Origin of the sequence: Noviherbaspirillum sp. (genome assembly GCF_035254685.1) — a bacterium.
Taxonomy (GTDB): Bacteria; Pseudomonadota; Gammaproteobacteria; order Burkholderiales; family Burkholderiaceae_D; genus Noviherbaspirillum.
Map to the genome: position 1 here is coordinate 45584 of NZ_DATFAI010000028.1, position 12590 is coordinate 58173.

Sequence of the window (12590 nt, forward strand, 5' to 3'; positions counted from 1 at the left end):
TTGAACAGGTATCTGTACTTACTTCTGGACGATTGCCATGATGTCTTCTTCGCGCATCACCAGCACTTCATCGCCTTCGACCTTCACGGTCTGGCCGGAATACTTGCCGAAGAGCACGATGTCGCCAACTTTGACATCCAGCGGGCGGACTTTGCCATCTTCCAGAATCTTGCCGTTACCGACTGCGAGCACTTTGCCCTGATCCGGCTTTTCCGCAGCGGCTTCCGGGAGAACGATGCCGGACGCAGTCTTGGTTTCCTGGTCGAGGCGCTTGACGATGACGCGATCGTGCAATGGACGAAGGTTCATACAAACTCCTTAATTATCAATAAGTTATGGTTGTTTGCGGCAGATTCGCTGCAAGCTGGGTTTCACAGTGCAGCAAAACCGCACGAGAAAATCATGAAGCCAGGCGGAGTTCTTGTTAGCACTCTCCCCTAACGAGTGCTAAGTATAGGGGCGGGTAATCCTTTTTTCAAGGCCACATCGACCATGTCTTGTTTTTCCGCTAAATCTGGCGGTGGACAAAAAAGAAAGCCCCCGTTGGGGGCGTGCGGAGGCTTTATATGGCCTGACCAGTACATCAGGCCAGCGTGAGCTTGACCTCGATATTGCCGCGGGTCGCATTGGAGTAGGGGCAGACTTCGTGCGCCTTGCTGACCAGATTGCGGGCGGTTTCCTGGTCCATGCCGGGCAGGGCGACGCGCAGTTCGGCTGCAAGTCCGAAGCCGCCGTTGCCGTTTGGCCCGATGCCGACTTCGGCGGTAACCGAGGCGTCGGCTGGCAGCGGGATTTTCGCGTGCATGGAGACGAACTTCATCGCGGACAGGAAGCAGGCGGAATAGCCCGCGGCAAATAGTTGTTCTGGATTGGTGCCGTCGCCGCCCGGGCCGCCGAGTTCTTTCGGTGTGTTGAAGCTGACATCGAGTTTCTTGTCACTGGAAACGGCGCGGCCGTCGCGTCCGCCGGTGGCGGTGGCCTGCGCCTTGTAGAGGATCTGCATGTGTAGCTCCTTGATGATCGTGGGATGAAGGATTCCGTCGAACTGCCGGATAAATATATCACGTAATTAAATTGTGTATGATTTAATTGGGGAAAGCCGGCATGGCAAGCGTTCGATCCGGATTTCCTACGAAGCCAGTTTGACCAGATCGTCGCGGATGGAGGAGAGCTGATTGCGCAAACGCTCCAGCGCTTCCCGCGACTGGCCGCTGGCGCTGAGCACCTGTTGCGGTACGCATTGCGCCTTCTTCCTGAGGGCGCGACCTTCCTTTGTCAGAGTGATCCTTACCTGGCGCTCGTCCGCCTCGTCGCGGGTGCGCTGGATGAGCGATGAGGCTTCCAGCCGTTTCAACAGAGGTGTGAGCGTGCCGGAATCGAGGAAGAGTTTTTCACCGATGGTCTTGACCAAAATGTCATCCTGCTGCCAAAGCACCAGCATCACCAGGTATTGCGGATAGGTAAGTCCGAGCTTGTCGAGCATCGGCTTGTAGGTTTTTGTCATCGCCAGCGAGGCGGAATACAGGGCGAAACAGAACTGGTTTTCCAATGCCAGCGGATCCAGGGTCTGTACGGCGGCGGGAGTGGCGGATTTCGGCATGGTTTGCAGCCCTGACGTGGGATAATCAATTGCATTGCGCGTGATACGTTTTCCTAATCCTATGCGAATTCTGAAGAGACTCCAAGCGGCGCTTGCCTTATTTGCATTTGTCGGCACGGCCGCCGCGCAACAGTTGCCGATTCCCGTTGCGGATGCGCTGCAGCGCGCGCAGATCCCTGCGTCCGCCACCGGCATCTATGTGCGGGAGGTGGGCGCGGGTCCGCTGTTGCTTGCCTCAAATGAAAGTATGCCGTTCAACCCGGCATCCACCATGAAACTGGTGACGAGCGACGCGGCGCTCGAACTGCTTGGGCCGTCGTTCACCTGGAGAACGCAGGCTTACGTCACCGGCGCGCAAGTCGGGGATGTCCTGCGTGGTGACCTGTATATCAAGGGCAGCGGAGACCCGAAGCTCGTGCTCGAGAATTTCTGGCTGTTCCTCCGCCGTATCCGCGCGAGAGGCATCCGAGAGATCCGGGGCGACCTTGTGCTGGACCGCAGTGCTTTCGAAGAAATGCCGTATGACCCGTCGCAATTCGACGGCGATCCGATGAAGCCCTATAACGTCGGCCCCGATGCCTTGCTGCTGAACTACAAGGCGCTGGCCTTCCGTTTCACGCCGGATGAGGCGCGCGGTGCCGTCGGCGTGACGATGGATCCGGCGCTGGCGGCCTACCCAGTGATGGCGCCCCGTCTGGCGCACGGCGAATGTGGCGACTGGCATGCGCGTCTGCGTCCGGTCATCGACACCTGGGGCGCGCGCTTCGCCGGCACCTATTCTGCATCCTGCGGCGAGAAGGTCTGGTACGTGAATCCCTATCAGATGACACACACCCAATATTTCCATCTTGCCTTCCGTCGACTGTGGGCCGATCTCGGCGGGACCTTGAAAGGTGATGTAAAGAACGGTGCAGTGCCTGACTCGGCGCGCCTGGTCGCGCAATGGGACTCGCCGGCGCTTGCGGAAGTGATCCGCGACATCAACAAGTACAGCAACAATGTCATGGCTCGCCAGTTGCTGCTGACGATTGCGGCGAATGAGTTGAACTTGCCGGCCAACCCCGAACGTGGAGCTGCGGTACTGCGCACGTGGCTCGGCAAGAAGGGTATCGATGCGCCAGAACTGAGCGTGGAGAACGGCTCGGGTCTGTCGCGTACCGAGCGGATTTCCCCGCTGACCATGGGCCGGATGCTCGAGGCCGCCTTCCAGTCTCCCGTCATGCCGGAGTTCATGGCGTCGCTGCCGCTGGCAGGCTTGGACGGCACGATGCGCATGCGGCTGGTCAATCAGACCGTGGCGGGAAAGGCGCATATCAAGACTGGCCTGCTGAATGAGGTGCGCAATATTGCGGGTTATGTCCAGGCCGCGTCAGGCAAGCGCTACGTGGTCGTTTTCATGATCAATCACCCCAATTCGCTGCAGGGGCAGGAAGCACAGGATGCCTTGCTGCAGTGGGTGTATGAGCACGGCTGAGCGGGCGCGTGCTGAATGCGTGCTGAAAGCCGCACGGAAAATTACAGCATCACCGGTCTGTCTGGTAACTGGTTCCGCGTCGAGCCGTCATCGGGATAGTGGTTCGCGAGCAGCCTGTTCAACTGCTCCAGCGCGGCCACGATGCTGTCGTGATAGGACCCGTTCGCGAAACCCTCGGTCATGGTGCGGCAAACTCCATGCCATTCCTTTGCAGCGACTACGCGGCCGACACCACGATCGGCGACGATCTCCACCTGGTGGTCGGCCAGGTTGATATACACCAGCACGCCGCAATTTTCCTCGGTGTCCCAGACGCGATAATGGGAAAACAGCTCTCGTGCGCGTTCCCGCGGCGACATGCCGTTGAGCACTGCCTGAGAACTGAGCGAAGGTTCGATCACCATGCGCACCTCGGCGCGATGGCACTTTTCACCGGCAGCGATCGTTTCCTCAATGGCCTTCAGCGTTTCTTCAGGAAACGCGCGGCGGCCGTCAGCGGTTGTCGTGCACAAGTGTTTGATCAGGCGCGAAAATGTTTTCATCACCAGTTCCCCGAAGCTCCGCCGCCATCGGCAGTGCCGCCGCCGCCAGAAAATCCGCCGCCTCCGGAACCGCCGAAGCCTCCTCCGCCAAAGCCGCCGAATCCGCCGCGGCCGAATCCATCGCCAAGGATCACGCCCGGTGCTGATCTTCCCCAACCGCTTCGATGATGTCCATACCGTCGCGAACGGGCACGCGACAGCAGCAGGAACAGGATCATGAAAAAGAAAAACAGGCCGAGTGAGAATGCATCGGACTCTTCTTCTTGCGCGGGCTTCTTCTCCCCGGGCGCTGCAAACCGTTCCTTGTCCAGCAGGCTGGTGATGGCCGAGACGCCTGCGACCAGGCCTCCATAGAAATCGTTCTGGCGGAAGTGGGGAGCCATCACATCCTGCAGGATGCGTTTCGATTGTGCATCGGTCAGCGTGCCCTGCACGCCGCGACCGGCTTCAATGCGCATGCGCCGCAGTGCCGGAGGATTGTCCCTGGCGATGATCAGGAGCACGCCGTCATCGATACCTTTGCGACCGAGCTTCCATTCGTCGAAGACGCGAATGCTGTATTGCTCGATTGCTTCGGGTTCTGTCGTGCTCATCAAGAGGACAGCAATCTGGCTGCCGGTGCGCTCCTCATATTCCTTCAGCACATTCTCCAGTGTGTTGCGCTGCTCGGGCGTCAGCATGCCGACCTGGTCCGTTACTCGCTCCTTCAGCGGCGGCACGGGGACGAAATCCTGGGCGCCCGCCACGGACATGGCGAGCGCAAGGAAAACGCCGATCAGGTAGCGGTGCAGAAGGGAAAGCATGGCCTCGCTTCGCCTGCCTACTTGCCGAAGTTGACCGTCGGCGCGTTCGAAATCGCTTTCTCGTTATCGACGGTGAACGACGGTTTGACTTCATAGTGGAACATCATGGCCGTCAGGTTGGTCGGGAAGCTGCGTGCCAGCACGTTGTATTCACGTACCGCCTGGATATAGCGTTGGCGGGCAACGGTAATGCGATTCTCCGTGCCTTCCAGCTGCGACTGCAGGTCGCGGAAACTGGCATCTGCCTTGAGGTTCGGATAGTTCTCGGAAACCGCCATCAGGCGCGACAGCGCGTTCGACAGCTCGCCCTGCACCTGCTGGAATTTCTTGAATGCTTCAGGATTGTTCAGCACTTCCGGGGTGATCTGGAAGCTGGTTGCTGCGGCGCGCGCGCGCGTGACCGCTTCCAGCGTATCCTTTTCGTGCGAGGCATAACCCTTGACCGTATTTACCAGGTTCGGAATCAGGTCGGCACGGCGCTGGTACTGGTTCACCACTTCGCTCCATGCCGCCTTGACGCGCTCGTCCTTTTCCTGAAATTCATTGTAGCCACACGCGCTCAGCATCGACGCGAGCATCGCGATTGCCATCCATCTGATCCAGGTTTTCATTGTGATTGCCTCTTCGCTGAATATTGAGGTGGAAATGGGAGCAACTATTTGCGGGCGATTGTGCCGGGCCTCAACAATACCGTGCTCATCGCAGCCAATATCAGGGCCATCGCCGCGTAGTCCTGCCAGTGCGGTGTTTCGCCGAGCAGCCATGCGCCGGAGAATACGCCGAGCACCGGGATCATCATCACCGAGAGGCTGGACACCACCGGCGGCAGCGTGCGCGCGAGCTTGTACCAGACCACATGCGCGAAACCGAAGATGACGAGCGCGTTGAAAGCGATCGCGCCGATCGTAGCCATGTCCGGCATCTGCCACGCATTGCTCTCGAACAGCGTTGCGGCAAGCGCCATGGCCGAACTGGTCAGGGCCAACATCCAGAACGTCAGGGAGATGGTCGGCATCTCCAGTGAAGAGCGTTTGATCGTCACCGTGCCGTAGCCCCAGCCCGCTGCTGCAATCAATGCCAGCACTGTCCCCAGCGGATTGCCGGTCAGCGTCGTGATTTCGCTCGACAAGAGCAGCAGGGCGCCGGTCATGGCACAGGCAATGCCGATCCAGCCATTGCGGCCCGGCCGGTCGCCGAAAAAAACCAGGGCCGACAGTACCGCCCATACCGGCATCGTATAGCCGAGGATGGCTGCCCGGCCGGAAGAGAGCATCCGGACCGAAAGGATCATGAAGACATTCCAGACCAGCATGTTGGGAACTGCCAGGCGGACCACTTCGAAGGTTCTTCCACGCGGAAGGGCGAGCGACGCGCCCTGCATGCGCGCAGCCAGCCACAAGACCGGCAAGCCACCGATCATGCTGATCGCACGAAATGTCAGCGGCGGGAAGTGGCGAACGCCCATTTTCATGATTGGCCAGTTGAGCCCCCAGCTCAGCGTCAACAGGATCAGCAGGATCCAGTCCTTGCGGGAAAGAGAAGTCATCCCGAAACGATAGCATGGCACGTTACAATGTGCACTGTTTGACATCTTTCGGGTAAAGCCGTGACTTTCATCAACAAACTGGCTGCCGCATGGGCGGCCAACAATTCATTGCTGTGTGTCGGCCTCGATCCCGACATCGCAAAGTTTCCTGCGCATCTGCAGACACAGCCGCAGTCAATCTACGTATTCTGCAAGGCAATCATCGATGCCACGGCAAACGTAGCCTGCGCATTCAAGCCCCAGATCGCCTACTTCGCCGCGTTGCGTGCGGAGGACCAGCTGGAGGCAATCTGCGACTACTTGCGCAAGACCTATCCTGCGATTCCGATCGTGCTCGACGCCAAGCGCGGCGACATTGGCGCGACTGCCGAGCAATATGCGCGCGAAGCCTTCGAGCGTTATGGCGCCGATGCGGTCACCGTCAATCCCTACATGGGTTATGACTCCATTGCGCCGTATCTGGAATGGAAAGACCGGGGCGTGATCATCTTGTGCCGCACCTCGAATCCGGGTGGGTCCGACCTGCAATTCCTGAATGCGGATGGCATGCCGATCTACCAGCATGTCGCGCATCTCGTCGCGGACAAATGGAACACCAATGGTCAGTGCGGACTGGTGGTGGGTGCCACGTTCCCTGATGAGCTGGCGCAGGTGCGGCGGATCGTCGGCGACATGCCCTTGCTGGTTCCGGGCATCGGTGCGCAGGGTGGCGATATCCAGGCGACGGTGAATGCCGGCAGGACGGCAAGCGGCACCGGCATGATGATCAATTCATCGCGGGCCATCCTGTACGCAAAGCCGAATGAAAAGGCGGGCGAGGATTTCGCACAGGCGGCGCGGCGCGTGGCGGTGGAAACCCGGGACGCGATCAATCGCTACCGGGCTTGATGCCATTACGCCGGCATTGCGCCAGGGCTTCCGAAGAATGCAAACATCTCCTGCAGCAATAGCTCCGGCACCTGTTCCGCAATGAAATGCCCGCAGGGCAAGGGCTTGCCCGTCACGCCCTGCGTACATTTCGCCTGCCAGTCATCGAGCGGCCTGAACAGCTGACCGATCACGCCGCGCTCACCCCACAGCACGTGCACCGGGCACGCGATTCTGTTGTTGTCATGGTCGCGGTCATGTTCGAGGTCGATGCCGGCCGCTGCGCGATAGTCCTCGCAGACGGCATGGATCGATTCGGAGCGGCAGAAGCAGCGCCGGTATTCGTCCATTGCGGCGGAATCGATGAACTTTTCGCCCTGAGAACCCCAGCCGCCGAGCAGCGTGTCGAGCAGGAAGGATGCGCTGTTGCCCATCAGGGTTTCCGGCAGCGGCGCTGGCTGGATCATGAAGAACCAGTGGTAATACGCCGTCGCGAAGGCCTTGTCGGTGGCTTCGTACATGGTGCGCGTCGGCGAGATATCGAGGATCATCAGCTTCGTGACTGCCGATGGATGATCGAGCGCGAGGCGATGTGCGACCCGGCCGCCGCGATCATGGCCGCACAGGTAGAACGACGAGAATCCCAGCGCTTGCATGACCTCGACCATGTCCTGTGCCATCACGCGCTTGGAATAATTGCTGTGATCGGGCGCGCCCGGCGGCATGGAAGAGTCGCCGTAGCCGCGCAGGTCTGGCATCACCAGCGTGAACTTCTTCGCCAGCGCATCGGCGACCTTGTGCCAGATGACATGCGTCTGGGGAAAACCGTGCAGCAAAAGCAGCGGCGGCCCCTTGCCGCCGTGCCGCAGGTTGATGGCGACGCCATTGACCTGCAACTGCTTTCGCTGGAAGCTTTCCAGCATCATGCGTTATCCAGGAAGCGCAACAGGCCTTCGAGCGCGTGGATGATGGTCTGCTGGCGCACTGCCTGCCGATCGCCGGTGAAAACAAGCCGCTCCGTGTAGGTGTGGTGCTCGATTGCCCAGCCGAAGCACACGGTGCCGACAGGTTTGCCGGGGACCGCGCCGCCAGGGCCGGCAATGCCGGTGGTGGAGAGCGCGACGTGCGCATTGCTGTTGGCCAGCGCACCTTCCGCCATGGCACCCGCGACTTCTTCGCTGACCGTGCCGAACTGGGCGATCAATGCTGCCGGCACATCGAGCATTTCCGTCTTGGACGCGTTGGAGTAGGCGATGTAGCCGCAATCGAACCATTCCGATGAGCCGGCAATTTCAGTGATGGCCTGCCCCACGCCGCCGCCCGTGCACGATTCGGCGGTTGCAAGCAGTAATCCTTTTGCCTGGAGCGTGCGTCCGACGCGTGCTGCCAGATCAATGATGTCACTCATGTGTTCTCCGTTATTTGTTTCACTTGTATAGCCGGTGGACCGGGCGAAAACCTGCATGCATTGTCGTGCCGGATTTCCACCACGGACAAGATTAACTTTACCACCGGGATTGTATTTTTGGTGGCGTGTTCGGGCTTGTCCGGCCTGAAAAATCCGCACTGCGCGTCGAGGCCGCACCGCATGCTTGTGGCGCGCTTCATCCAGTGCTGACGGGGAGGGCGTGGCCATGTAAAAGCGGCCCGTGGTGCAGCGTCGTGAGTGGTTTGGCGCCGCTATGGCCCGCAAGGTCAAGAGGCAATCCGCGTTATCGCGACGGGAACATGATTTGCATCAAATATCCGTTGCTTATTCGACCCACAATGGCATCGAACAGTGCGTCGTTTGACTCGAGCGGTCTGGCGGCGTGTTCATGGCGTGAAGTTTCGAGCTTGACGCGGCCATGCGGCCGCGTTTTTTTGTGCTCGCCATTACAGCGTGCGCCACAACGCAAACAGCAGCAGCGTGTAAAACGCGGCAATGATGTCGTCCCACATCACGCCGAAGCCGCCCTTCAAACGGCGGTCGAAGTATGCGATAGGCGCGGGCTTGACCATGTCGAAGAACCTGAACCAGAGAAAGGCCCAGAACTGAGTATTGAAATCCGAGGGCGTCAGGACCAGCAGTACCAGCCAGAACGCAATGATTTCATCCCAGACCATGCTCCCATGATCGGGGATGCCGAGATCGCGCCCGGTCCTGTGGCAGGCCCAGATGCCGACAACGAATCCGGCCGCGATGATGATCGCCCAATGCAGCGGCGAGAACCATGCTGGCCAGCGCGCCGTGAGCGTGCTGAATGACAGCCAAGCGAACAGCGTACCCGTTGTGCCTGGGACGATCGGCGACAGGCCGCTTCCGAAACCTTGCGCAAGCAGGTGCGCCGGGTGCGACAGCATGAATCGTGCATTCGGTTTGGTGACGCAGGCACGCTGGCCTGATTCGAGCGTGGTCATGGGGATGCGAAATGATCGAAGGAAGCAACTTGCAGATCGAGCGCGGCACCTTGCGCATCGACAAGGCGCAGGCCCGGCGCGGAGTCGATCGTGCCAATGCGCGTGACCGGCGTCGATGCGGTGCGGGCTGCCGCCTGCACCTCGTCGCGTCGGGAAGGTGGCGCCGTGAAACACAGTTCATAGTCATCGCCGCCGGCCAGCGCGAAGCGACGACGGAGTTCGACTGTTTGTCGTGACAGGTTCGGTCCGCAGGGGAGTGCGTCCACGTCGAGTGTTGCACCCACTTGCGAGCGCTCCAGGATGTGCCCGAGATCGCCGGACAGACCGTCGGAAATGTCGATCGCAGCATGGGCAATGCCGCGCAAGGCGATACCGAGAGCTACGCGCGGCGCCGGCGCATGCAGGCGCTCGCAGGCGGCCGCCATTGCAGCGGCATCCAGTGTCAATTCATGCCGGCATGCTGCAAGTGCCAAACGCGCCTCGCCGACGGTTCCGGAAATCCAGATATCGTCGCCGGCTTGCGCAGCATCGCGCCGCAATGCCTGCCCGGATGGAATTTCGCCAAAGACGGTGATGCAGATATTGCGCGGTCCTTTCGTGGTATCGCCGCCGATCAGTTCGCACGCATGCAGGTCGGCAAGTGCGAGCATGCCGGAGGAAAAGGGTTCCAGCCATTCGGGCCGGGCGTCCGGCAGGGAGAGTGCCAGGGTGAAAGCAAGCGGTGTCGCGCCCATGGCGGCAAGATCGGAAAGATTGACTGCGAGGCACTTGTGGCCAAGCATGGTCGGATCCGTATCCGGGAAGAAATGGCGTCCCTCGACCAGCATATCGGTCGAGATGGCCAGTTGCATACCCGGGGAAGGATTGAGCAATGCGCAGTCATCGCCCACGCTCAAAGCGATGCGGTCGGTGCGGCGCGTTGGACGGGTGAAATACCGCGCGATCAGGTCGAATTCGGACAACATGGTGCGATTGTACCGAATGCGGCCCCATCGCTGGGGCCACATCTGCGACCGGCAACGTGTTATCAGGCAGCGCTGGCGATCGGACTGCCAAGCTCAGCAAGCAGGCTTTGCCGGATTTTCGCCTCATGCGGCGCTACGCCGAAGCCGCGCATGCATCCGTTTTCGTCGTAGAAACGGCAGATGACCTGCTCACCGATGCTTGTTTCATGCCAATTGCCACCGGCTGCCGCGTGGGACGGAGGCGGTACCAGCGCGAGCGGAAGCGAGGGTGTCTTGACCATCACCGGCGTCGGCCTCAGGTCGATGGCGGTGGGCTGGCCGTCCAGCGTGCGGGCGAAGGCACGCGCTGCGGCCATCAGCGGAGCAATATAGGGGAGGACGATGTTGCGGTTTCCATCGACGGTGTATTCCGCGCAATCTCCCAAAGCGTACATGTGCGCGGCGCTGGTCTTGCCAAACGCATCCACGACGATCCCGCGGCCGGTCACCACGTTCGCTGCCTGCGCGAGGCGCAGATCCGGACGCAGGCCGACGGCCGACAACACGATATCGGTCTCGACTACGCTGCCATCGGCAAGCGAGACCGTCAGGCCGCCATCTACCCGGTCGATACGCGCGGCGGTCGTTCCAAGCCGCAGGCCAATGCCCCGCGCTTCCAGCGCCACGCGCAGCCCTTGCGACAGGGCGGGCGGCGCCAATGCTGCCAGCGGTGCCTTGCTGGGGTCGACCAGGGTGACCTGATGACCGGCTCCCGCCAGGTCATCAGCGAATTCGCAACCGATCAGTCCTGCTCCGAGAATCATGACGCGCGAAGCGCCGCCGGACGCAGAAATCCTTTGCCGGAAATGCTGGTAGTCGTTGATATGGTTCACCGACATGATCTGGTCTGCGGCATTACCGTCGATGGCGAGGCGGATCGGTTGCGCTCCCACGGCGAGGACCAGCTTGTCATAAGCGAATGTCCCGGCGCTCGTTGTCACGGTCATGGTGTCTGTATCAATGCTCTCGACGCGCGCGCCGGTGAGGATCGTTGCACCAAGTTGTTCCGCCATCTGCGCAGCGGTCTGCGTGAGCAGTTCGGCCGGCTGTTTGCGTTGTGCGAAGGCGTTCGACAGCATCGGCTTGGAATAGAAGCCGCCATCATCGGCAGTCACGAGAAGAAGGGGCGCAGTCTTGTTCAGCTTACGGAATTCGCGGGCCAGTGTGTAGCCGGCAAGACCGGTGCCGACGATGATGATCGGGTTCATGTGATCTCCCTGTCGGATGCGGTCAGATTTCAACCATGTCGAAATCGGCCTTCGCCACGCCGCAGTCCGGGCAGGCCCAGTCGGCGGGGATGTCGTCCCATTTCGTGCCCGGCGCAATGCCGTCTTCCGGTAAACCGGCGGCTTCGTCGTACACAAAACCGCAAACGATGCATTGATAAGTTTTCATATGTGTTCCTCTCTATGACAATGGATGTGATCTACTGCTGCCGCGTTCCCGCGCTTACTTCGTGATAGCGGCGCGCACGTTGCGGTAATGATTCGCGTGGCGTTCTTCGACCTTTGCCAGCGCGGCGAATCGCTTGGCGGCGATTTCCAGCGTGCGCCGGAAGCTGTCGGCATGCGCTTTCGACTCGGCGATCTGCTCGTCGAATTCGGCTACCGCAGCCTGGTTTCCTTCTTCCACGGCGAGGTGGCGGAATTTCGGATACATCTCGGTGTACTCGTAGGTTTCGCCCTCGATCGCGATGTCGAGCGCCTTTGCGGGCGTCAACTGCGCTTTCGGATAGAGCAGGTCGAGATGGCCGAATGCATGCATGACCTCCTGCTCGGCGGTTTCCTCGAACACCTTTGCGACGTCCTCCGCGCCGGCTTCGCGCGCGATCTTCGCGAAGTAGCGGTATTTGATGTGCGCCATCGATTCGCCGGCGAAGGCGGCTTCGAGGTTCTGGATCGTGACGGACGCTTGTTTTGCCATGGTTCGCTCCTGTTAAGTAAAGGGCCGATTTGTTTCCGGCAATCGGCATGGAACGAATAATAGCGAAGCACTATCGATAAATAAAATTGATTGTGTAAATCAATGCGATAGGCGTGTCAGGAATCGACCTTATTGATTGGCACATTCCTGTGCCATGTGGAAATGAAAGTTGCCTGCGACTAGGATAAATACGTATAAAAGGAGGGCATGCCCTCTGATAAAATCGTAAGCTTTCCGTAAGATAAAAAGGAAGGCCGCATCATGGAATCCTCGATTGACCGAAAAGAAGCACTTCGTCAACAATTGCGCCAAGCGGCACTGGAATACCACGAGTTTCCCACTCCCGGAAAAATCAGCGTCACCCCCACCAAGCAGCTCACCAACCAGCGCGATCTGGCACTGGCCTATTCCCCCGGCGTGGCCGCCGCCTG

17 protein-coding genes are annotated in these 12590 nt (G+C 60.1%); 3 read left to right on the forward strand and 14 right to left on the reverse strand.

What is annotated here, in order from left to right; translation table 11 throughout:
* Positions 1-18: 18 nt before the first annotated feature.
* From groES to VJ698_RS13905, 3 genes are all read right to left on the reverse strand, one after another.
* Positions 19-309 (reverse strand): co-chaperone GroES, encoded by a 291-nt coding sequence (gene groES / locus VJ698_RS13895; RefSeq protein WP_324103370.1) that lies wholly within the window; start codon positions 307-309, stop codon positions 19-21.
* A 274-nt stretch (positions 310-583) separates the two neighbouring features.
* Positions 584-1003 carry an organic hydroperoxide resistance protein gene (locus VJ698_RS13900; protein WP_324103371.1) on the reverse strand — a complete coding sequence of 140 codons (420 nt, stop codon included), beginning with the start codon at positions 1001-1003 and terminating at the stop codon, positions 584-586.
* 126 nt (positions 1004-1129) lie between these two features.
* Positions 1130-1600, reverse strand: a complete 471-nt coding sequence (locus VJ698_RS13905) for a MarR family transcriptional regulator (RefSeq protein ID WP_324103372.1) — start codon at positions 1598-1600, stop codon at positions 1130-1132.
* Positions 1601-1661: 61 nt separating this feature from the next.
* Here VJ698_RS13905 and dacB point away from each other — a divergent pair, with 61 nt between their 5' ends.
* Positions 1662-3074 (forward strand): D-alanyl-D-alanine carboxypeptidase/D-alanyl-D-alanine endopeptidase, encoded by a 1413-nt coding sequence (gene dacB / locus VJ698_RS13910; RefSeq protein WP_414691158.1) that lies wholly within the window; start codon positions 1662-1664, stop codon positions 3072-3074.
* A gap of 41 nt (positions 3075-3115) precedes the next feature.
* Here the strand turns inward: dacB and VJ698_RS13915 are convergent, their stop codons facing one another.
* The 4 genes from VJ698_RS13915 to VJ698_RS13930 are packed head-to-tail and all read right to left on the reverse strand — an operon-like array spanning position 3116 to position 5965.
* A complete protein-coding gene (locus VJ698_RS13915; RefSeq protein WP_324103374.1) occupies positions 3116-3616 on the reverse strand; it encodes a TPM domain-containing protein in 501 nt (166 codons plus the stop codon).
* A complete protein-coding gene (locus VJ698_RS13920) occupies positions 3616-4419 on the reverse strand; it encodes a TPM domain-containing protein (protein WP_324103375.1) in 804 nt (267 codons plus the stop codon). The genes VJ698_RS13915 and VJ698_RS13920 overlap by 1 nt, the downstream gene beginning before the upstream one ends.
* Positions 4420-4436: 17 nt before the next feature.
* Complete coding sequence (locus VJ698_RS13925; RefSeq protein WP_324103376.1) at positions 4437-5030, reverse strand: LemA family protein; 594 nt, start codon at positions 5028-5030, stop codon at positions 4437-4439.
* Positions 5031-5074: 44 nt separating this feature from the next.
* Positions 5075-5965, reverse strand: coding sequence for a DMT family transporter (locus tag VJ698_RS13930; protein ID WP_324103377.1), 891 nt, complete (start codon positions 5963-5965; stop codon positions 5075-5077).
* A 60-nt stretch (positions 5966-6025) separates the two neighbouring features.
* Between VJ698_RS13930 and pyrF the strand changes: the two genes are divergently transcribed.
* Positions 6026-6853 carry an orotidine-5'-phosphate decarboxylase gene (gene pyrF, locus VJ698_RS13935; protein ID WP_324103378.1) on the forward strand — a complete coding sequence of 276 codons (828 nt, stop codon included), beginning with the start codon at positions 6026-6028 and terminating at the stop codon, positions 6851-6853.
* 5 nt (positions 6854-6858) lie between these two features.
* Here pyrF and VJ698_RS13940 read toward each other — a convergent pair whose 3' ends face one another.
* The 7 genes from VJ698_RS13940 to VJ698_RS13970 all read right to left on the reverse strand — a co-directional run bounded on the left by VJ698_RS13940 (position 6859) and on the right by VJ698_RS13970 (position 12159).
* On the reverse strand, positions 6859-7755 hold the full coding sequence (locus tag VJ698_RS13940; protein ID WP_324103385.1) for an alpha/beta hydrolase: 897 nt from the start codon (positions 7753-7755) through the stop codon (positions 6859-6861).
* A complete protein-coding gene (locus tag VJ698_RS13945) occupies positions 7755-8240 on the reverse strand; it encodes a CinA family protein (protein ID WP_324103379.1) in 486 nt (161 codons plus the stop codon). The genes VJ698_RS13940 and VJ698_RS13945 overlap by 1 nt, the downstream gene beginning before the upstream one ends.
* A 467-nt stretch (positions 8241-8707) precedes the next feature.
* Positions 8708-9232 carry a phosphatidylglycerophosphatase A gene (locus VJ698_RS13950; protein WP_324103380.1) on the reverse strand — a complete coding sequence of 175 codons (525 nt, stop codon included), beginning with the start codon at positions 9230-9232 and terminating at the stop codon, positions 8708-8710.
* Positions 9229-10197: a thiamine-phosphate kinase gene (gene thiL / locus VJ698_RS13955; RefSeq protein WP_324103381.1), complete on the reverse strand. Its 969-nt coding sequence runs from the start codon at positions 10195-10197 to the stop codon at positions 9229-9231. Before thiL ends, VJ698_RS13950 begins: the two co-directional genes overlap by 4 nt.
* A 62-nt stretch (positions 10198-10259) precedes the next feature.
* On the reverse strand, positions 10260-11444 hold the full coding sequence (locus VJ698_RS13960; RefSeq protein WP_324103382.1) for an FAD-dependent oxidoreductase: 1185 nt from the start codon (positions 11442-11444) through the stop codon (positions 10260-10262).
* Between the two features lie 22 nt (positions 11445-11466).
* Entirely contained in the window at positions 11467-11631 is a 165-nt protein-coding gene (locus VJ698_RS13965) for a rubredoxin (RefSeq protein WP_324103383.1), read from the reverse strand.
* A gap of 54 nt (positions 11632-11685) precedes the next feature.
* Positions 11686-12159 carry a rubrerythrin family protein gene (locus VJ698_RS13970; RefSeq protein WP_324103384.1) on the reverse strand — a complete coding sequence of 158 codons (474 nt, stop codon included), beginning with the start codon at positions 12157-12159 and terminating at the stop codon, positions 11686-11688.
* 261 nt (positions 12160-12420) lie between these two features.
* Between VJ698_RS13970 and VJ698_RS13975 the strand changes: the two genes are divergently transcribed.
* Positions 12421-12590, forward strand: a 170-nt coding sequence (locus VJ698_RS13975) for a hypothetical protein (protein WP_324103386.1), incomplete at its 3' end; no start/stop codon positions are given.

What these genes read in the sequence shown, in the direction of transcription:
- thiL (WP_324103381.1), bottom strand. Translation starts at nt 10,197, where the DNA reads ATGTTGTCCGAATTCGACCTGATCGCGCGGTATTTCACCCGTCCAACG.
- VJ698_RS13930 (WP_324103377.1), bottom strand. Translation starts at nt 5,965, where the DNA reads ATGACTTCTCTTTCCCGCAAGGACTGGATCCTGCTGATCCTGTTGACG.
- VJ698_RS13905 (WP_324103372.1), bottom strand. Translation starts at nt 1,600, where the DNA reads ATGCCGAAATCCGCCACTCCCGCCGCCGTACAGACCCTGGATCCGCTG.
- VJ698_RS13940 (WP_324103385.1), bottom strand. Translation starts at nt 7,755, where the DNA reads ATGCTGGAAAGCTTCCAGCGAAAGCAGTTGCAGGTCAATGGCGTCGCC.
- VJ698_RS13950 (WP_324103380.1), bottom strand. Translation starts at nt 9,232, where the DNA reads ATGACCACGCTCGAATCAGGCCAGCGTGCCTGCGTCACCAAACCGAAT.
- groES (WP_324103370.1), bottom strand. Translation starts at nt 309, where the DNA reads ATGAACCTTCGTCCATTGCACGATCGCGTCATCGTCAAGCGCCTCGAC.
- VJ698_RS13920 (WP_324103375.1), bottom strand. Translation starts at nt 4,419, where the DNA reads ATGCTTTCCCTTCTGCACCGCTACCTGATCGGCGTTTTCCTTGCGCTC.
- dacB (WP_414691158.1), top strand. Translation starts at nt 1,662, where the DNA reads ATGCGAATTCTGAAGAGACTCCAAGCGGCGCTTGCCTTATTTGCATTT.
- VJ698_RS13970 (WP_324103384.1), bottom strand. Translation starts at nt 12,159, where the DNA reads ATGGCAAAACAAGCGTCCGTCACGATCCAGAACCTCGAAGCCGCCTTC.
- VJ698_RS13925 (WP_324103376.1), bottom strand. Translation starts at nt 5,030, where the DNA reads ATGAAAACCTGGATCAGATGGATGGCAATCGCGATGCTCGCGTCGATG.
- VJ698_RS13945 (WP_324103379.1), bottom strand. Translation starts at nt 8,240, where the DNA reads ATGAGTGACATCATTGATCTGGCAGCACGCGTCGGACGCACGCTCCAG.
- VJ698_RS13960 (WP_324103382.1), bottom strand. Translation starts at nt 11,444, where the DNA reads ATGAACCCGATCATCATCGTCGGCACCGGTCTTGCCGGCTACACACTG.
- VJ698_RS13915 (WP_324103374.1), bottom strand. Translation starts at nt 3,616, where the DNA reads ATGAAAACATTTTCGCGCCTGATCAAACACTTGTGCACGACAACCGCT.
- VJ698_RS13965 (WP_324103383.1), bottom strand. Translation starts at nt 11,631, where the DNA reads ATGAAAACTTATCAATGCATCGTTTGCGGTTTTGTGTACGACGAAGCC.
- VJ698_RS13900 (WP_324103371.1), bottom strand. Translation starts at nt 1,003, where the DNA reads ATGCAGATCCTCTACAAGGCGCAGGCCACCGCCACCGGCGGACGCGAC.